General features: G+C 61.2%; 13 protein-coding genes. 4 read left to right on the plus strand and 9 right to left on the minus strand.

Annotation, left to right across the window (positions count from 1 at the left end; translation table 11 throughout):
- Nucleotides 1-10 precede the first annotated feature (10 nt).
- The gene (locus NKG99_RS09585; protein ID WP_352866732.1) at nt 11-586 is read right to left on the minus strand and encodes a DUF6931 family protein; all 576 of its coding nucleotides are present in this window, start codon (nt 584-586) and stop codon (nt 11-13) included.
- A gap of 191 nt (nt 587-777) precedes the next feature.
- Between NKG99_RS09585 and NKG99_RS09590 the strand changes: the two genes are divergently transcribed.
- Nucleotides 778-1,314 carry an OmpA family protein gene (locus NKG99_RS09590; protein WP_352866734.1) on the plus strand — a complete coding sequence of 179 codons (537 nt, stop codon included), beginning with the start codon at nt 778-780 and terminating at the stop codon, nt 1,312-1,314.
- Between the two features lie 59 nt (nt 1,315-1,373).
- Here the strand turns inward: NKG99_RS09590 and NKG99_RS09595 are convergent, their stop codons facing one another.
- The 8 genes from NKG99_RS09595 to tagH all read right to left on the minus strand — a co-directional run bounded on the left by NKG99_RS09595 (nt 1,374) and on the right by tagH (nt 15,901).
- Nucleotides 1,374-3,002 carry a caspase family protein gene (locus NKG99_RS09595; RefSeq protein WP_352866735.1) on the minus strand — a complete coding sequence of 543 codons (1,629 nt, stop codon included), beginning with the start codon at nt 3,000-3,002 and terminating at the stop codon, nt 1,374-1,376.
- Nucleotides 3,003-3,213: 211 nt separating this feature from the next.
- Nucleotides 3,214-5,583, minus strand: coding sequence for a M23 family metallopeptidase (locus NKG99_RS09600; RefSeq protein WP_352866738.1), 2,370 nt, complete (start codon nt 5,581-5,583; stop codon nt 3,214-3,216).
- Nucleotides 5,580-5,990, minus strand: coding sequence for a DUF1036 domain-containing protein (locus NKG99_RS09605; protein WP_352866740.1), 411 nt, complete (start codon nt 5,988-5,990; stop codon nt 5,580-5,582). Before NKG99_RS09605 ends, NKG99_RS09600 begins: the two co-directional genes overlap by 4 nt.
- Nucleotides 5,991-6,095: 105 nt before the next feature.
- Entirely contained in the window at nt 6,096-8,516 is a 2,421-nt protein-coding gene (locus NKG99_RS09610) for a serine/threonine-protein kinase (RefSeq protein WP_352866741.1), read from the minus strand.
- Nucleotides 8,516-9,295, minus strand: a complete 780-nt coding sequence (locus tag NKG99_RS09615; RefSeq protein ID WP_352866743.1) for a PP2C family protein-serine/threonine phosphatase — start codon at nt 9,293-9,295, stop codon at nt 8,516-8,518. The genes NKG99_RS09610 and NKG99_RS09615 overlap by 1 nt, the downstream gene beginning before the upstream one ends.
- Before the next feature lie 157 nt (nt 9,296-9,452).
- Entirely contained in the window at nt 9,453-13,016 is a 3,564-nt protein-coding gene (tssM, locus tag NKG99_RS09620; protein ID WP_352866746.1) for a type VI secretion system membrane subunit TssM, read from the minus strand.
- A 22-nt stretch (nt 13,017-13,038) separates the two neighbouring features.
- A complete protein-coding gene (gene tssL, locus NKG99_RS09625; protein WP_352866748.1) occupies nt 13,039-14,547 on the minus strand; it encodes a type VI secretion system protein TssL, long form in 1,509 nt (502 codons plus the stop codon).
- Between the two features lie 301 nt (nt 14,548-14,848).
- On the minus strand, nt 14,849-15,901 hold the full coding sequence (gene tagH / locus NKG99_RS09630) for a type VI secretion system-associated FHA domain protein TagH (protein ID WP_352866750.1): 1,053 nt from the start codon (nt 15,899-15,901) through the stop codon (nt 14,849-14,851).
- A gap of 250 nt (nt 15,902-16,151) precedes the next feature.
- On the opposite strand from tagH, the gene NKG99_RS09635 reads away from it, so the two are divergent.
- From NKG99_RS09635 to NKG99_RS09645, 3 genes are read left to right on the plus strand one after another with little or no spacing between them, the layout of a single operon-like run.
- Nucleotides 16,152-18,479 carry a type VI secretion system Vgr family protein gene (locus NKG99_RS09635; RefSeq protein WP_352866752.1) on the plus strand — a complete coding sequence of 776 codons (2,328 nt, stop codon included), beginning with the start codon at nt 16,152-16,154 and terminating at the stop codon, nt 18,477-18,479.
- A 10-nt stretch (nt 18,480-18,489) separates the two neighbouring features.
- The gene (locus NKG99_RS09640; RefSeq protein ID WP_352866754.1) at nt 18,490-18,912 is read left to right on the plus strand and encodes a DUF6484 domain-containing protein; all 423 of its coding nucleotides are present in this window, start codon (nt 18,490-18,492) and stop codon (nt 18,910-18,912) included.
- On the plus strand, nt 18,909-19,256 hold the full coding sequence (locus tag NKG99_RS09645; RefSeq protein ID WP_352866897.1) for a hypothetical protein: 348 nt from the start codon (nt 18,909-18,911) through the stop codon (nt 19,254-19,256). Before NKG99_RS09640 ends, NKG99_RS09645 begins: the two co-directional genes overlap by 4 nt.
- The last annotated feature ends 4 nt before the right edge of the window (nt 19,257-19,260 follow it).

Below are 19,260 nucleotides of genomic sequence, written 5' to 3' on the forward strand. Positions count from 1 at the left end.
GGGTGATCTATTATGCATTCGCTGATTGGCGCAGCGCCTCGATCTCGGCCATCTGGATGCCCATTTCGACAAACGCTGAAAGAACGGCAAAGCGGTCCGCCAGTGCGACACGCGCCAGCCCGGCAAGAACACCGGCATTGACCGCATGGGCGGCAGGAAATGGCTGCAAGGCCGATACCATCGTCGGCGCCATGGCCGAGCCATTGTCACGCCATCCCGCGGCCAAAGCGATCCAGCCGACCGGGGTCGTTGGCGGTGTCGCCGCGGCTGTGCTGATTGTCGCCCGATGATGTGGACTGTCCGGTTCACCCACCCAGTCACGAACATGCGCAAGCAATTCGTGATCGGCCTCATGGAGCAGGTCCGTCAGGTGGCTCAGGCATTCATGCGCCCACCAGACTGCGGCCCGCTCGGGAAGCAGGTAGGCACAGAAGGTAATCGCTTCCTCGGGAACGCGCCCGGCGAGGAGGTCGCGGCAAAACGCGACCGAGTGCTGTTCGGTTGGAAGGGTTCCCATGTCCCGGGCAACAGCGGGACAAGCCATGAAGAGATCCCGTGCCGTCTTGAATCGGAGCCCGTTGGCCATGACCGCTACGCTTCCATCGAGGAGCTTTGGCCACTCAAGCCCCAGGCGCGGCGCGGGTCAAGTCTCAACCGGCGACGCTGCAACAACTGCCGGCGCCGCCGTATCCCCTGGCGTTTATCGACAGACAATTGCCCCGGAGTTTGGTATGATCACGACCATCGAAATCGGATGCTCAAACAGGAGTAACCGCTATGCAGTGGGGCAGTTCAGCCTTTGTGTTGGCGGTCGTGTTTTTCTCGACCCACGCTTACGCCGACCCGGTTCAGAAATCACAAGACATCGTGAAGTTTTTTGCTGGTGCCGCCGACCTCGGCAAGTCGCGTGGAATTTGTGTCGGCACCGAGGAGGAATGCAAAAGCAAGAGCAAGGCGAAAGACGCGCCGGCAGAAAAATCCAGCCTCGATATGCTGATCAATTTCGGGCTGGATTCGGCTGAACTCGACGCGACAGCGCGTAGTGAACTCGACCAGTTCGCCACGGCCCTGAAGGACCAGCGGCTAAGCACCTTCAGTTTCGTCGTCGAGGGTTACACCGACGCCACCGGCACGGTGCATTACAACGAAGGCCTGTCGCAACGACGAGCGCAATCGGTGGCAGCCTACCTGACGGCCAGCGGTATCGAAGCCACCCGCATCAACCCGATCGGCATGGGCGAAAAAAATCCGCGCAGCCCTAACCCGTACGATCCGGCCAACCGCCGCGTGGAAATGCGGATAAAGACGCAATAGCGCGCCAGCTGCTGAGTACCGCCAGAAACCGTGCCCAATAGGCCTTGGTACGCCGGTGGTCAGTTCTTGAGCACGCCGCCCACAGCCACACCGGTGCCGAAGATCAGCGCCTTGGTCAGGAAGTCGTTATTGTCCTGCGGCGGCGGCGGATCATCCTGCCGCACCACGGTGTCGCGGTTGCGCTGCCTCTGAACGACCTGCTGTTGCTTGCGGGGTTTCTGTGCCACCGGTCTCTGCGTGCGGACCTTCTTTACCACCCGCTGCTTCGGCTGCGTCGCGCGGGCCTGATCGGCAGCATATCTGGCGCGCACCGCTTCCATCATCGGATCTGTCTGGATCACGAGGAACGACAGTTGCTCGCGCGTCAGATAGGTGGTCTGCGGCAAACCGTTCTTTGCTTGCCAGATGCCGATCGCCTGACGGGTCTGCGGGCCTATGTTTCCGTCGATGCGGCCAAGCTCGTTGCCCAACGCTTCGATGCGCAATTGCAGATCGATACGTCCTTGGCGATCAAGGCCGATCGCACCTTCCGTCAACTCGGTACCCGGAGTTTGTTTTATCTCGTCCGAAACGCCCACCGAGGTGCGCACGGCAGAGCCGGAACTGGCGTTCGCCTGGTCCGTATCGAGCGCAGCGACCTGCCGGTTTTGAGCTTTCGGGTCGTTCAATTCGTCGATGTTCAGCCGTGCCACGGTGGCGAAGCGGCCGTTGGGAAACTGGTCGAGATAGGCCTCGTAGAACGGAATTGAATTGCGCTTAGAAGCCTCATCCCAAAGGCGTTGCTCGACTTCCCAGGAGGGAGGATCACTGGCAACAGGGGCGGGTGTCGATGCCGCCGCGGCGTTCGACGCGTCGGCCACTGGATTTGTAGCAGGCGCCGCTGCCGAGGCGGGCTTTCCCAGGAAAACCTCGCGTCCCAGCGATGCGTTGTGCCACGGCCTCTGGCGACCTTGCGTGGTTTCGGTCACCTCGCCGCGCACGCGCGTCAGCGCGCTCTGGATTTCCACGCCGGGTTCGGTCAGATGCCTGGCAAGCGCCGTTGAGTAAGGACTGTCGACCCCGTTGCCGTCGAATGCGATGGCGCCCGGATCCGTTGCATAGGCAATCAGCAGGCCGCCGGTTCCAATGCCGTCCGATTTTGCTTCGACTGGCGCCAGGCCGGTGCCCAACGAGGTGGAGCGGCTTTTCGGCAGCGAGGCCGCCAGTGTCCTTGCCAGCGGATTGTCGCGGCAGGCATCGAGTATGATGACGCCAATTGCCGGGTCCGGCGGCAACGCGGCCATGAAATCGTCGATCTGGATCGTACGGGTCTTGAGATAGGCTGGCGTGGTCAATTCGGCGTCGACCGGTATCAAGTAGTTCTTGCCGTCGACCTGCATGCCGTGACCGGCATAGAAAATGACCGCGAGGTCCGCATCGTAGGATTGCTCGGTGAACCGGCTGATGAGGCTATGCATGCCTGCATTGTCCTGGTCGACCCCCTCGATCACCTCGAACCCGGCATTGCGCAGCGTCGATGCGATCAGGTGGGCATCGTTGGCGGGGTTGGGCAAGGTAACAGCATGAACGTATTTGCTGTTGCCGATCACCAGCGCGACGCGTTTGGCGTCAGGCGTGGCAGCCTGGGCGCCGAACGCGGCAAGGAAAAACAGGATAATCCCGCTCAGAAAGACAGCGAACGCTTTCATGGACCAACCCTCCGCCCACCAGGGCGCACTATTGATGTCTGCGCATGCTAAATTTCGTCAGCGACAAGGTCGCTTATGCCAAAAATGACTCTTGGGCATATGTGACCCTGGCCACCGTTTTGGTTCACAAAGCCCAAAAAAAGTTGCCTATATTAACACTTGGCAACGGGAGCACCAATAGTCTGAGAGGCCCATGCCGCGACGGCGTGGCTCAGATCGTATTCTGAATTGAACTTTTGAGGGCTGTGACGGCCTGCTTGTATTTTTCGAACTCAGGCGATGTCTGGCGGATTTCCGTTGTCGTTGTCCGAGGACTGGCGTCAGTCGTGACCCGAGCAATTTTTTGGCCCATTTTCCTTTCGGCCCAATCGACGACATAGCCGGCGGTCTTGCCCGTGAGAAAGGGGTTGGCTTGAATGACGGCAGACCCGAGCACGGCGCTCAGTTGCGCCGCACCCGACGCCGACAGCACCTGATGCGCGCCTTCCATTCCCAGGAAATGGCAGAGATAGAGCCGGCCGGCTGTGATCTGATGGCCGCGTGCCCGAAGATAGGCTTCGCCTTCTCGCGCCAGATTTCGCACCATCTCGCGCGAGATCGTGGCGTCGTAGCGCAGAGCGAGCAGGTCGGCCGTCGACAGCGTTCGCGCAAGTTCTGGGCGGTAGGTGTTCATCATCCGGATCCAGGTCTTTGTTATGAATTGGCCGGCACCGGTCGCTGAAGAATTTGGGTTCTTGGCGCGGGCGCTGCCACCACTTTCGACATGAACGATACGGTCGGTCAGCGTTTCGACGGCAGTATCGTTCGTTGCGACCGCGACGGCCGTCACCGTGCCCAGCGGATCGATCGCCTCGCCGTTCAGATAGAGTTCGAAATGCAGATGCGGCCCGGTCGACAGGCCGGTGGTGCCGATATAGCCGATGATGTCACCGGCTTTCACCTTCGTGCCGACACCGCTTGCGATTGCGAATTTCTGCATATGCGCGTAGCGCGTCTCGCGCCCGTTGGCATGCGCAATCTTCACCAAATTGCCATAACCGCCGCCGTCGCCCTGGAAGGTGATCTCGCCGTCGAAGGCGGCTGCGATCGGCGTGCCTACGGGGGCCGCCCAATCGACGCCCTTGTGGATGCGAACCACGCCCAGAATTGGGTGCTTGCGTGGGCCGAAGGTGGATGTCATGACCCCGTTGACCGGCGTGACCATGCCATTGGTGACCGTCAGCGAGCGAACCTGATCATCGCCGGTAACGCATGCAAACTGACCGTCACTCTGCTGGAAGACAAAGCATTCGAGACTCCTTTCAGTACCCTGCACACCGACATACAGCACGCGTCCGTCGGTCTCGCTTTTGCCGCGCGGCGTTTGCGAATAGATCAGGACGAGGCGCTGGTCCTCGCTGGCGAAGGCGTCCAGATCCTGTCCTCTCGACAGGTACATGATCGCTTCGCCGATTACGCCGGTCGGAACCTTATTGCGTGCCGCCGTCGAATAGATTGCGTCGAGGAGGCGATACTGCCGCTTGTGAGTGCCTTCCTCCGGCGCGCCCGAATAGTTGAACAGATCTTCCCGGACCCAAGGATCGACACCCGATACGAAAACGCCCGCTGCATTGCGCGTCAGCGTGCCGACAAAGACGTTCTTGGCGTAGATCGACACCTGCATGAGCGACATCGATGTCGTCTCGCGCGTCGGCCTGAAACCGCGCATGGCGACGACATAACCCGGTTCCAGGCCTTCCCGGTTGAAAAGCGCCTTCATCGCTTCCCCCGCCAGTTTGGCGTCGTCGGCCGAAAAATGGGCATCGAGCGCGACACTATCCAAACTCCGGTCGTTGAGGATTTTCACGAACGTGTCTTCTGTTGCCTCGAACCGCTGGTACTCATTCGCGACGGTTGCGACACTCGTGTTGTTTTCGATCTGTGTTTTCTGGAATGCGGGAAGGGCTGCCTCGCCTGCATCGATCGTTTCACCCCAGCCGGCTTCGGGATCGTCGGTGCCCATCTGCTGTCCCGCGGCGGGCGGAGCCTCGTTGGGGGCAGGCGAGGGCTGAAGATCGTTCTGCAGGTCCCCCGCGGGCGGCTGAAGATCGTCCCGCAGATCGTTGGACGGTGGCGGGGCGGTCTGCCGTTGCGCCTGGAAGAAAGCGAAGTCCTCCTGCGTCGACGGTATCGTCGTCATGAATTTTTCGCTGGCGCTGAGCATCACATCCGACAGGATTTCGATCTGCGGAGAAACGCCGGCCTGATCGAGATCCGCGGGCCTCGCGATCGAATGGCCTTTCGACGTGGTGTCGGCGTCGGGGGCAAGGGTAATCCACATTGGGTCCCCGGCAAGGTCGATGATGGCAGGCACATAGACCGATGCATCGGCCGGCACGTCGTCCACCCCTTCGACTGCGTGAAGTTCTTCGTCTTCGTCGCCGAACGACCAATAGTCCGCGGTGAGGTAGAAGCCCACGGCGATCGACAGCATGACAATCGCCGCAAGACCGGCAAGCAGCCGGCGCCAGCGCGTGCGTCTGCGAAGCGCAAGGCGCGCCCGCTTCTTCTGCCTGAAGCTCGTGTCGATACTGTGCGTCACTGGCTGCTTCCGGTCAGGAAGAACGTCCACCGCACCTGTTCGAGCGTATCGACTTCAAGGAATTGCGCCGCGATATGGCCACGCTGCCAGCATTCGTCGATGCCGCGTATCGAGAAACGTCGTCGTTCGATGCACATCTCGGTCGACCCTGTCAGGATCGCGTGGCCGAAGACGTCCGTTGCATAGATGTAGATGTAGCGGTTCGTCAGTTCCTCGCGGATGACGTTCACGCATTGATTTGCGCCGATGGTCCACCAGCCGTCGGTCTGGTCCGCATTATCGACCGTCTGGCCGACGGCGAGATTGACGACGTCGAGTGTCTGATTGCACACCGTGAATTCAGCGCGCGCTTCGCCGGATGACAGCACGGCCAGCAGCGCGGCGCCCGAGATGACCGCGAGCTTCATGCGGCCCCCGAGCGCAAGCACGGCTCGGACCGGGTCACGCCGCCTTACAGGCAAGTCGGCGGACGAGTGGGGCAAACACGAGCGGAGTTCCATCGGGCGCCCATGCTATCCGCCGAGTCGGAAATACTTGGCACTGGCTGAAAACTGAGATCCGTCGGTCTCGATTTCCTCGAGAATTTTGGGCAGCAGCACCGAGGCTGGCGTCGGTGTGGAGAACGCAGCCGCCTGAATATCCTGCGGCCCCGTGATCACCATTATGATCTGCGGCACGGCCTTTCCGGCGGCCTTGTCGGCGGCGCCGAGACCAATCGGGATGCTGAAGGTAGCCTTGTCCGATTGTGCGACGATGCGGTCCTCGAGATTGAACACCATGCCTTTGTGATCGATCAGCAGCACGCTGGAAATGAGCCCGCCACGCGTCACCAGCGTGCCGCTGATCGGCGTACCATTCGGCACCGACGTCCGGTCGAGAACAAGCTGCGGCTTGTCCGCCGCGGGCTGCCCCAGAAAACGCAGAAAGTTGGTGACTTCGCATTGGCTCGGCTCGATGAGACGGACGCTGATGTCCGGCTCGACATGGAATTTTGCCTGGAAATCGCCCAGCATCCGTTCGAATGGCTGGACCGCCGTTCCAAATCCCTCGATCGCGGCGGCCGTGTCGGTTGACGACGTCATGGTCGCGTAGAAACAGTCGCCACCGCTGAAGTCGCGAACCCAGGAGACTCGTTGCGCGATGTCGTCGGCCACCGGCGGGATCGCTGGTTTGGGCACGTTCAATGCGACGACAGGTCGGTCTGGCTGTTTGGTTGCCGGTGACATCGCCTTTTGGTTCTCGGCGTTCGCGACATCCGTCTGGTTCGTGGGCGCCGGCTCGGTCGCCGTGGGCTGGCTGATCTGTGGCTCGGGCTTTTGGCTCCCCACAACCTCTGGCTGGGCCGCCGGCGGCGTTGAGAGCTTCTCGGCCGCTGGTGGGACTGGAGCGGTCGTGCCAGGCGGCGAAGCCTGGATTTGGCTGTCGTTGGCCATCGTATCCGGTTGGATTGCCGGCGATGTCTTTTCGGACGGCTGCGTGTCCGTCGCGGATGGCTTCGGGGGTTCCTCGGTCCGCGCGGCGGGCTTGGCCGGCTGCGGCTTTTGAGCCCCCGCGGCATCTGGCTGATCTTCAGCCGGCGGTACGCTGGCCTCCGGCTGCGCGGGCGGAACTGCCTTTGCAGGTTCAGGGGCGTTCGCGACTTTGTCCGTGGGGTCTGGCTTCGACGTTTCCGGTACAGGCTTTGTCGGTTCGGGCGCGGAAAGCGACGTCTTGCCGACAGTTGGCGTAGCAGGCGTCATGAAGCCGCTCAGATAAAGGCTCGCGCTTGAAGCGACAGCCAGCGTCGCCAAGGCAGCGATCGCGATGGTTCGGGTCTTCGTGGATTTTCCGGACACATCCGCCGTGACCGCGCGTGGAGGACCGGCGACCGGCGAGGGCCGCGGGTCGGACAAATGCGCGGGCCGGACATGCGGGACGAAGCGCTGCTCGCCCGGGCCTGTTGCCGTCGGCGCCTTGTGTCCCGCGACATTGGACGGCTGCGGCTGGCCCTGGGGATCAGGAGCAAGGGTTTGCCCGGCTGGCGGCAAAGCCGGCCGGTCCCGGGGTGTCCTGGACGTCGGCGGCATCGTTCCTTCGTCTTCGCCACGTGTCATTCTGGCGATGTCCGCCATGCTGACTGGCCGGTCTCGCGGATCCGGTTGCAGCATGGATTCAACAATGCCACGAAAATCGTCGTCGATGTCGGAGAGATCAGGCACGACCCGGCGCTTTTCGATGATCTCGAACTGCGATCCGCTCATGTCGATCGGTTTGCCGCGCAGAGCGGCGGCCAGCACCAGCCCAAGGCTGTAGATGTCGGACTGTTCACTGACGTCGCCGCTGTACAGGCCGAGCTGTTCGGGCGAAACGTAGTTGTACTTTCCTGCGAACTTTCCGCCGATCAGCGTCTCCCCGCCTACGGTCGCTGATCGCGCAATGCCGAAATCGATGATCTTTGCGCGGTCGACCCGGCCCCCTGGCAGGATGATATTGTCCGGCGAGAGATCGCGATGGATTGCTCCCGCCTGATGTACGGCGCTCAGGCCGGATGCGAGGCGATGGCAGAGCTTGCACACCTCTTCCGTCGGCATCGGCCCACGCCGCATGATGTCGAACAGCGACTCGCCGTCGACGAATTCCATGGCAAGGTAGGGACGGCCGATCCCCGGATCGATCGTGAAGACGTGGTATCGCACGACCGCATCATGCGACAGGTGGTTGAGGATCGAGGCCTCCTTGCGGAACAAGGACAGGATCGTCTGGTCGCGGGCAAACTCGGGCAGAACGATCTTGATCGCGACGTGGTCTCCGGTCTGGATGTTGTGGCCACGGTAGACCTCGCCCATGCCGCCGAATGCGATCCGCTCGTCAAGTTCATAGATGCCGCTGAGTTGCGTGCCTACGGCGGTGTCGGCCACCTGCGGCGATATTCGCGTCTTGTCGTCGGCGCTCATTAGCCTTGGCCCTCCGCACTGGACAAATCAGGGTGGAGCGATTGTCCGTTGCGCTCGTTGCCGATCTTCACCAGCACAATGGTGACATTGTCCGTTCCGCCCCGCGTCAGCACCGTTTCCAGCAGATTTTCGCACGCCGCCTGAGGTGTCGCCGATACTACAGCGGCCTCGATCTCCGCGTCGGTGACATGCGCTGTCAGCCCATCGGTGCTCAACACAAAAATGTCCCCCGGCATCAGTTCGCCTTGCTGGAAATCGATGACGAATTCGTCGCTGACGCCGACCGCATGGGTGATGACATTGCGGCGTGGCCAGGTGAGCGCCTCGGCTGCGGTGATCATGCCTCGATCGAGGAGTTCCTGGACTTCGGTGTGGTCTTTCGAAATCTGCGAGATCGAGGCGTTGCGGATCAGATAAACCCGGCTATCACCCGCCCACAGGCAGGCAAACCGTCCGTCCATCGCCAACAGGGCGGCTACGGTTGAACCGATGGTTATGCCGCGAGATTCCGATATGCCGCGGATCTCGGCATTGGCCCGGCTCAGCCTGTCCTCGAAACGCGCCCGCAAATCCGGCGCGGAGCTTGCGATGCCGATCGTCGCCAGGTGGTCGACAATGCTGGCCGAGGCGACCTCTCCGGCCTCATGCCCGCCCATTCCGTCGGCCACCACCCAGAGGCCGGTTCGTGGCTCGAGCAGATAGCTGTCCTCATTGTGCTCGCGGACACAGCCTTTGTGGCTTACGCCGAAGCTTTCAACGGGAAGGGCGACATCGTTCAATTTGCCACCAAGCGCTTCTCAAGCGCCCTCTACGGCACACCGCCAGGCGCCCGCTCAAGCCACTTTGCCACAGGCTCGAACATTAGAGTACCGAAATTAGGTCTGGCGCTCGAGGCACATGCAGGGTCTCACCGCCCTGAAAGGCTCGAAGCCCATCTCAAAACGCCTTCGGACAGCTGAATCCGGAAAGTGCGGGAAGGAAGAAGGGGTTGGGGCCGGAACCAGTCTGGATCGTATAGGTGACGTCGCGCCCGCCGATCACGAACCGCGCTTCAACATTGTTGTCGTTGCCAGTGATGGTCGCCTTGTCCAGCAGCCGCTTCAGCGCCCACGGCCCTTCGAACTTGATGGTGGATTCGCGGCCTGGCATTTCCGGCGTCAGATTGAGGCTGGCGGACCCGGAGGCCGTGCCGCTCGGCCAGGCCACCGTGCTTGGCGCGTTGCCCGCCTGGTTGCTCTGGACGGTCTGGCCGTCGACATCGAGCACCGCCGCATCGGCATCGCCATGCAGTGAGAACGGCGTGAAGGTCACGCTCACCGAGGGCACCGAACCGCCCTGGGGAAAAAAGGCTCCGCGGATTTCGGCCGCCAGCTGGAAGTTTTTCAGCGTCGATTTCGACAGGTCGCGTCCGAAGCGCGCATCCTGTTTCCAGTTCCAGTCCTGACCGGTCATGTCGATCAGCGATGCGAGATTTTGCGCGAAGAACCGATCCATCAGCCCGCCAGGGGCGAACAATTTTGCGAAATCCGCCATCGAAACGTCGTCGCTACCATTGCCGGCGAAAGGATAACGGCCGTTGACCGCCGCCTCGCAGGGCTGTGTGACCGTCTGGTCGAGCATCCGGTTCAAATTCGCCACCGAGGTCTCAGCGACGTTGCCTTCAAACTCGTCCGCCGTCGCGTTGACCATCCGGCCGAGTTGTTTGGGCAATCGCGAGACATTGGCGCGAAGGGTAGCTATCTGGAGCTGCAGATTTGCGTTGACGCGTTCAGTCTGGGAGGGAACGTCGGTCGCCAGTTGCAGGCTCTGGTAGATATCGCGGAAATTCTGGGTCAAGGCATCGATCGGGCGGTGCCCGGCAGGTCCGCCCACCAAGGCCCGGAACGATCTGAACTGCGCTTCGATGTTGGCTCCCGGGTTCTGGTTTTGCGCTGCTGCGGATCCTGTGCCGGCACGGCTTTGCGATTTTCCGGTGGCGATTTGAATGCCGATGCGAGCCAGGCCTCTGGCCATGTTCGCGGCGTCCTGTGACTGGCTTTGAACCGCGCCGTCTTCAAGCCCGGTGCCTGAATCCTTGCTGGAAGCAGCGTCCCGCGTCAGCGCCGTTTCGTCGGCGATCGCGGTAAACAGCTGTTCGATCGGCGAGGTTGGCGAGGCGACGGCGGAAAGCGCGATATAGTGCGGCTTGTCCTTCAGCATCGCTTTGAACTTCAACGCGTCGAGAACACCGTTCCACGCCGTTGCGAACTCCTTCCCATAGCGATCGAGAAGTTCGGGGCCGAGCTTGAGCAACTCCTGATCGATGCCGCCTTGCTCGCCCCCACCACCGAGGACCCACTGGTCGTCGACGAGCGTCTGGGCAATGCGGGAGAGTTGCACGAGATAGAAATTATTGAAGCCGGCGTAGGTATAGATGCCGGGAACACGAAGGCCCGACAGATCGCCGCCATCGACACGCTCGAACAGCAGCCGCGCTTCCGGGCCGCTTTTCAGGGAAACAGAAAAATCATTCAACGCTGCCGCGTATACCGCTGATTTGACCAAAGCGGAGGCACGGTCGGCAAGGCTCATGCGCCCGAGCGACCGTTGAGCGGCTTCGACGAGCGGCCGGTTGAGTTCGAAAACCGGATCGTAGGCATCGTCCAACCCAAGCATGGCGCGCAGGTGCTTTTCGAGCTGCTCGCGTCCTTCGCGGTTGTTTTCACCTGGATACCGGTTCTGCTCCCAATCCTGCTTCATCCAGGAAATGACCAACGCGTCGTCGACCTTCGGCGCCTTGCCGCCAAGCATCAGATAGATTTTCAACGGCTCGTAGAGCGCGGCGGGATCAGCCATCTTGGCCTGGATAGTCCGCTCGGCCTGGATCAGCAGGCGCGATCGGAGCATTCGTTCCAGCGCTTGTCGGTAAGCCGTCTTGGATGCCGAAAGAAGTCTGTCCCGCTGGCTGAGGCCGAACGTCTCCTCGATCGGTGTCGGCAGGTCACCAGTTTCGAATCCAGCCGGCAGATTGCGCAACTGGTCGAGCGGGCCAATGACGTTTTCGAGGTCGACATCGGTCACCTCGGTACTTTTGAGCAGCGCGTCCGCCGTCGTGCGGTACTGGCTCATGGCCTGCATGGTGGAGGCGATCAACGACCTGTTGGCTGTGAAGCTCAGGGCCAGGGTGCCGAGGGCCGCCGCCGCGATCAACGCGATGGCGCAAAGCGCCCCGAATCTGGCGATCGCCGCACGTCTTACTGCCGATTTATCATACGAAACCCATCCGGATTCGGCAAAAATGACGCCCGTCAGCAGATCATGCAAAAAGAAACTTTTGCCGGTTCCGGAAAGGTGGGCGCGGGCATTGCCGCCGAAGCTGCGGCCGATCGCGCCCAACACCTGATCGATTGGCGTTCCCTCTTGCGTGCCTGAAGAGAAATAGAGTCCACGCAGGCTGACATTCACCTGGCTGCGGGTCGGATCGAACAGGCTGGCGATGAAATTCGAAATTCGGCCTTTCAGCGCACCAAATTGTGCCGGAAAGCCAAAGACGGATATGCGCGCGACCGGATCAGCCTCTTCCTGAAGACGGTCAGGCATCTCCTCTACCAGGCGTCTTGCCAGTGCCTCGAATTCGGCCGGCGCCTCGGCGGCCATGTTCTTGTTGCGATCCGTGGTCTGGAACGTGGCGCCCCATACCTTGCGCCGGCGGGGCTCGTCGAAGCCGCCGAAGTAATCCATGAACCCGGAAACCAGGTCGGCCTTGGTGAACAGTAGATACACCGGAAACTGGATTTTCAGCGTCTCGTGGATTTCCCGAAGGCGACTGCGTATCTCGACGAGGTGAGCGTCAAGCTGCTGATCGTCGGAACTGATGAGGTCGGCAAGGCTGATGGCCAGGATGACGCCGTTTATCGGTTGCCGTGTGCGATATCTCTTGAGCAGCGACAAGAAGGCGAGCCAGCTCTTCTTGTCGCTCTCGGCATTGGAATCCTGGGTCGTGTAGCGTCCCGCGGTGTCGATCAGCACGGCCTGGTCGGCAAACCACCAGTCGCAGGCGCGTGTTCCGCCAACGCCAGCAACTGGCTGGGCATCACCCGAACCGGCCAGCGGAAAATTCAGACCCGAATTGACCAGTGCCGTAGTCTTGCCCGCGCCAGGCGGGCCGATGACGATGTACCAGGGGATCTCATAGAGGAAGTTGCGCTTGCCGCTCGACCGTTTGAGCGCAGCGATCGCTTCGTTCATGCGGGCTTCGAGCACCCGCGAGTCGTCATCGCGGTCGTCGTTGTGTGCGACCACGGTTTCGAGCTCTTTTTGCGCTTTTCTCGCTTTCCAGAAACGCAGGCCGTGGAAAAGCGCGAGCGCTGCCACGATCACACCAATGATAGTCGCACGCAGCCAGGCAGATCCGAGAGGACGGGCATCGGCGAAGCGGATCAAGGGTCCGGCAAACCACACCGCCGCCGCGAGGCCGGCCAGCGCGATCATGCTGAAGATCCGCGGCAGCCAACGCGTCATGGCCGCTTCCAACTGGCCGTGTTCACAATGTTTCCTCCTTGGCGATCATCACATCGACACGGCGGTTCTTGGCGCGGCCCTCCGGCGTGGCATTGTCGGCGATTGGCTCGTCCTCGCCCTTGCCGTCGACCGTCAGTCGCGAAGGATCGCTGAACTTCGGCGCCATCATTGTTTCGACAGCCTTCGCCCTGGCGACGGAAAGGTCGAAGTTGGATTTGAACGGGCTCGATTTTCGTGGCTTCACATTGTCGGTATGGCCGATGATCCTGATTGGTCCGGGCTCGGGTTCCAGGGCCGCGGCGATATCAGCAGCAATGGGCTGGAACTCTGGCTTCGCCTCGGCCCTGCCGGACTGGAACAGCAGGAGATTGTTGATTTCCACCACGATGAAGTCGCCCTTCGTGCCGATGGTCAGCCCGCCGCCTTCGACTTCCTTGGCCAGTGCCGAACGGATGCGATCGATCTGCGTGGTTGTGGCGGCGGGTGGGATGACTTTCGCCGGCTCCGCCAATGGCGCCACACTGGCGCGCTCGATGGAGATCGGTGTCGATGGGTTGAGCGCCAGTAATTCACCGGCGGCGGCGTCGCCTTCATTGGTGATGAAGACCCGCAGTGCGAAGAATGCGGCAGTCAGCAGCGCCGATGCCGCTGCCCCCACGACCCAGAGCGGCAGGCGGGTCGACGACTGCGTCATGGTCGCCGCCAGGCCCTGCCAGTGCGGAGAGATGTCTTCGCCGGCACGCGCCCTGAAGTAGCGAAGCGTCTCGTAGACGTCGCGTCGAACGCGCTCGAGATTGTTGTCTTCGTGCGTCACCTCCCGGTACTGGCCCTCGAACCCCAGCGACAGGCAGGCATGCATCAGTTCGAGCAGATCATGGTGCGCCTCCGGGCTGGCCAGTATCTTGTTCAGCGCTTCGAAAAAGCCCGTGCCGCTGGGTTCGACATGAAAGAACCGCGACAGCATGCTGTGCCGCGTCCAAGCGTCTTTTGGTGGCCAAGGCAGGTTGCCGATCAGATCGTCCGCGGTTTCGCAGAGGACGAATTTTGCAATCCGCGCATCCTCTTCGGCGACACCTGATTTCTCCAGTGTCCTGTCGAATCTATCAATCGCCTCGGTAACATGTTCCGCCAACGGCTCCGCTTGTCTCTCGACGGGAATAAGCCTGAGTTGGCCGAACAGCATCAGCAACGGTGCGGCTGCCGCAAGGATCGGGTTTACCGCGGAATATCTGACACTGTCCGTGACATTGAGCAGGGTTTCCTGCCGCAGGGCTGAAGTCGGCGCCGCTGCCGAAGCGCCTCCTGTCGCAACGGAAGGAGCTCCTTGATAAATCACGGTCCCGGACGTCCAGCCCGGCGGTGTATGCCGGCCGACGCCGGGATCGAACACGGTCGAATCCTTGATCTGCGAGGCCTGCCCGCCATCCGCGACGGGCTCCTGAGGGATAGGCGCCGGTTTTCGCTCACGCCGTGGAGGGGCGCGAATAACGGTCTTGCCCGCCGGGCCGAAAGGATCGTCCTTCGAACTCATTGCAGATCGTCCATCCACGCGCGGCGCCCGCGTCTGCGCCAAACGGGCACAAAGCGGTTCGCGGTCAGGTAAAGCAAATGCAAGCCCTGCGGGCCAAGGCAGTGTCCGGAGGAAGGTCGGCTACAACTTACTATCCCGCCGTAAGATGACATTTGCCGCAGACCCCCAGGTCGATCAGCCTTACCCGCTTAGCGAATTGTCGTATGCGATCGTAATCTCAGAACCTGTCGATTGGAACCTATGCCGAGCGCGTAAGAGATTTTCTTCGCCGGCTACAGCGCCACGGCTCCCTTGAAACGGTCTATTTTTGCTTGTCGGCTTTGGCATAGGCCTCGCTGAAATAGGCCAGGAATATGTCCAGCATGCCGTTCTCGTGTGCTTCCTCCATGGTGCGCCAGGTCGCGACAAAAGCGTCCCAGGCCTGGCTTTTCTTCGACGAGAACGACGTCGGTGGGAGCTTTTTGCCGATCGCTTCGGGAGACAGGTCGTCAAGCAATCGCGACAGCGCGGCTTGCATGGCGGCATAGGTCGCGAATTCGTGCGTCTTGAGATCGCGGAAAGCATCTTCGATACTGTGCCTGGCATCGAGGTAGCCGGCTCTGCGCCGTGCGAACATGATTTCGAGGATGTCGTCGGTTCCCGGGACGAACTTCAGCGGATTGTTGTCGGCAGCGCTGATCATCGTTCGCTGTGTGCTCTTGGCCAGCATTTTCGCGGCCGCGCGTGCTTTCAGCAGCAAGGTCAGTTCCTCGACCACCGTCCGCAGGACCGCGCCGATTTCGGCGGCAACTTCATGTGGATCGCGCGATTGAAGCAATTCCGGCGAGATGCCGGCCGCGATCGCGATTTCCCGCAGCACTTCGTCTCTTGCCGAGGGGAGAGGCGGTTGCGATGAGAACGCCGGAACCCGCTGCCCGGATCGTTGCTCCGCCGGAGTGAAGAACGGCTCGGCGGCGAATTCAAGCGGCCGGCCTGTCGCGGCCGGCACTTCCCGTTGTGTCGAACCGTGGCGGACTTGAGGATGACCGGTCGTGGCGCGCTCCTCGTCGATCGATACGAAGATGACATAACGGCCGATCAGCACCCGGTCGCCATGGCTCAGCCGATGCGGGCCGGTCATGCGCTGGCTAGATCCGTTGATGTAGGTTCCGTTGCGCGAGACATCGTGCAGCCAGAACGCGCCTGCCTCGTATCGAACTTCGCAGTGCCGGCCCGAGATGAACTTGTCGGGGTCCGGCAAGGTCCAGTCACAAGCATCGCGTCCGATTTCGAAGCTGCGATCACGCGCCGCGTAACCGGTCGGGTTATCAGCGGGCAAGGCGTCGATATTGTTGATTTGCAGACTGATGTACATCTAGGATCGCCGTCGCGCGCTGATCGATACTCCACCATTCTAGCAGTTTGCGGGCACAACAGGACAGCAGCGTTTCGAGCCGGCGCATCGACAGGGCAAGGTTCAGCCACTGTGCGACCGCTTTGGTCAGCAGGACAACATGTGGTAGGCTCGACATAGCCTGGTGCGGCGGGTCCAAAAAGTTCCTGAGCGGATGGCAGGGACTTCAAATCCACCGCGCCGGCGGCCGCGTCCAGGAGGGGCACGACCCATGCCGAACCAACGTGCCACGGTTGTTCAGACACCGGTTGGCGCCGAACTGTTGACCTTCACGCATCTTGTCGGGCGCGATGAGATCAGCCGTTGTTTGGCCTATACGGTCGGATTCGTCAGCCCCAGCCCCGATATCGATTCCCTGAAGATGCTAGGGGGTGTGATTTCGGTAGAAGGTGAATCCGATCCGAAACGGTGGTTCAGCGGCCTCGTCTCAGAGTTTCGCCTGACCCGCATCGAAGACCGGCTGGCCTACTACGAGGCGGTCGTCAGGCCGTGGCTCTGGTTTCTCGGCAATACCACCGATTGCCGTATTTTCCAGAACAAGAGCGTCGTCGACATCGTCAAGGACGTCTTCAAGAAATACAGCACGGCGGAATTCGATCTGCGTCTGCAGGGATCCTATCCCCAGCGCGAATACTGCGTGCAGTACGACGAGACCGATCTGGATTTCGTACAGCGGCTGCTGGAGCACGAAGGCATCCTGTATTTCTTCGAGCATGACGAGGGCAAACATACGCTTGTCCTGACCGATGCGATGAGCAAGCTGAAGCCGGCGCCGGGCTACGAGAAAGTGCCCTATCACTTTGAGGGGCAGGGCTCCCGGCGCGATGTCGAATACATCACCGAATGGATACCGGGCAGTTCTGTGCGCCCAGGCGCCTATGCCCACACCGATTACGATTTCAAGAAGCCGGGCGCCGACCTGATGGCCAAGTCGGCCCAGCCGTTCAGTCACAAGCTGGCCGCCGGCGAGAATTATCGCCAGCCCGGCGCGCATCTCGAAGTGGGCCGGGGCGACAGCCTGGCTGCGATCCGCCGCGAGGAAATCCAGGCCGTCCACCAGCGCATTGCCGCGGTCGGAACCGTGCGCGGCCTGTTTTCCGGCTGCACCTTCAAGCTGGATGGCTTTCCGCGCGAGGATCAGAACCAGGAGTATCTGGTGGTCAGCGCCGAATACAGGCTGTTCGATCCGGGATACAGAAGCCACACGGATGTCGACAGCGAGAACTTCAAGGTGATCCTCGGGGTGGCGCCGACCGCCTTGCCCTATCGTCCGCCGCGCATCACGCCACGGCCGATCATGCGCGGGCCGCAGACGGCAACGGTGGTCGGTCCGTCAGGCCAGGAAATATTCACCGACAAATACGCACGGGTGAAGGTGCAATTCCATTGGGACCGTCTGGGCAAGAAGGACGAGAACAGTTCCTGTTTCGTGCGGGTCTCACAGACCTGGGCCGGCAGCGGCTGGGGCTTCATCCAGATACCGCGCATTGGCCAGGAGGTGATCGTCGACTTCATCGAAGGCGATCCGGACCTGCCGATCATCACCGGCCGGGTCTACAATGCGTCGCAGATGCCGCCCTACGGCCTGCCGGCGAGTGCCACGCAATCCGGCTGGAAGTCGAACTCCTCGCTCGGTGGTGGCGGCTACAACGAGCTGATGTTCGAGGACAAGGCCGGCTCCGAACTGGTCAACTTCCAGGCGCAGAAGGACCACAACCTTCTGATCAAGCATGACCGCACCAAGCTGGTGCAGCACGACCAGTCCGACCGCATCGACCACGACGCCAAGCATTCAGTCGGCCACAACCTCGACGAGGACGTCGGCAACAACAAGACGGTCAAGGTCGGCGTCGACCAGACCACGAATATAGGCTCGAACGACACCGAGACGGTGGGCGTCAATCGCTCGCTGACGGTGGGGTCGAATGAAACGATCAATATCGGGTCGAACTCCACCGAGACAATCGGCGCCAATCACACACAGACTGTTGCGATCGTCCAGACAGTAAGCGTTGGCGCGGCCCGGGTCGACAGCGTCGGGGCATCCGAAACCCGAACCGTGGGTGGCCCGCAGGCCAATACGATCGGCGCGACACGGTCGGTCACTGTGGGTGCTGCGCAGAGCCATAGCATTGGCGCGGACGATAGCTGGTCGGTGGGCGCGAACCAGAGCGTGCAGGTGGCGGCGGATCAAAGTTTCACTGTCGGCGGGGCTCATTCCTCGCAGATCGGCAAAGGGCGAGACGCCAAAATCGCCGAGGACGACGCGACCACTGTCGGCGGTGCGCGCTCGCTGAAGATAGCCAAGGGAAGCCTTGTCGAGATTGGCGAGGACGGTGCCATTAAGATCGGCAAGGATTTGTTGATCGAGGCCGGCGATTCCATCGTGATCAAGTGTGGCTCGGCGGCGATCTCGATGAAGAAGGACGGCACCATCAATATCGAAGGCAAGGACATTTCCGTCAAAGGCTCGGGCAAGATCAACGTGAAGGCTTCAAGCGACATCACGATGAAAGGTTCGGAGATCAAGCAGAATTGAGGGCGGCTGGATGACCAAGACCCGAAAGCGGATCGAAGGGGTGATAATCGGAGTTTTTCTCGGCTTCGATGACGAAGCACCGCTCGTCGTATTCCCGGGCAATACAAGGGAGACCGCAGTGAGAGCCCGAAGCCTGGCCGAGATGAGTTCGGATATGATCGGTTCCGAGGTAGCGCTCCTGTTTGAAGACGGAGATGTCGGCCGACCTCTGATTGTGGGGCGCATAGTTGAGCCAAGCCGTAAGCCGCGGGCGCAAGTCATACGCGATGGCGAACAGGTAAGGATAGTCGGTGAAGAACGAATAGAGTTGCGCTGTGGCAAGGCCACGATCATCATGGAAAAGGACGGCCATATCACCATCCGAGGCACATACGTTACGAGCCACGCAAGCGCTAGCAACCGTATCCGTGGCGGCTCGGTGAACCTGAACTGATGGCAGCGCCGGTCCTGCGCGAGATCGTTCGGCAGCATGCCGAAATGGCGGCGTTTCTATGGACGATCTACGACCGCCACCTGCTCCACCCCGAGGAAAATCCGGAGATGGACGAAGTACGCGTTGCCCGCTTGATTGAAAGGCTGGAGGCCCATCTGGATGGTTTGCGGGTAGCCGGAGATCAGGGTCGAAAAATTGCGCAGGAGCGCTTTGAGGAGTTCTCGGAGGCGGGTGAACTCTTCGTGTTGCGGATGCTGGCCGCACCAAAACCGATCCAGATTGTGGATCTGGACCTTCCCAAAGTGAGAGAATATCTAGCGGTGACGCTGGGAAAGAGTCGATGATCCG

The organism is Mesorhizobium sp. M1409 (assembly GCF_040317535.1).
GTDB lineage: Bacteria > Pseudomonadota > Alphaproteobacteria > Rhizobiales > Rhizobiaceae > Mesorhizobium.

Excerpts from the sequence above, each read along its gene's own strand:
- NKG99_RS09585 (WP_352866732.1), bottom strand. The coding sequence starts at position 586 with ATGGCCAACGGGCTCCGATTCAAGACGGCACGGGATCTCTTCATGGCT.
- NKG99_RS09590 (WP_352866734.1), top strand. The coding sequence starts at position 778 with ATGCAGTGGGGCAGTTCAGCCTTTGTGTTGGCGGTCGTGTTTTTCTCG.
- NKG99_RS09595 (WP_352866735.1), bottom strand. The coding sequence starts at position 3,002 with ATGAAAGCGTTCGCTGTCTTTCTGAGCGGGATTATCCTGTTTTTCCTT.
- NKG99_RS09605 (WP_352866740.1), bottom strand. The coding sequence starts at position 5,990 with ATGAAGCTCGCGGTCATCTCGGGCGCCGCGCTGCTGGCCGTGCTGTCA.
- NKG99_RS09610 (WP_352866741.1), bottom strand. The coding sequence starts at position 8,516 with ATGAGCGCCGACGACAAGACGCGAATATCGCCGCAGGTGGCCGACACC.
- tssM (WP_352866746.1), bottom strand. The coding sequence starts at position 13,016 with ATGACGCGTTGGCTGCCGCGGATCTTCAGCATGATCGCGCTGGCCGGC.
- tssL (WP_352866748.1), bottom strand. The coding sequence starts at position 14,547 with ATGAGTTCGAAGGACGATCCTTTCGGCCCGGCGGGCAAGACCGTTATT.
- tagH (WP_352866750.1), bottom strand. The coding sequence starts at position 15,901 with ATGTACATCAGTCTGCAAATCAACAATATCGACGCCTTGCCCGCTGAT.
- NKG99_RS09635 (WP_352866752.1), top strand. The coding sequence starts at position 16,152 with ATGCCGAACCAACGTGCCACGGTTGTTCAGACACCGGTTGGCGCCGAA.
- NKG99_RS09640 (WP_352866754.1), top strand. The coding sequence starts at position 18,490 with ATGACCAAGACCCGAAAGCGGATCGAAGGGGTGATAATCGGAGTTTTT.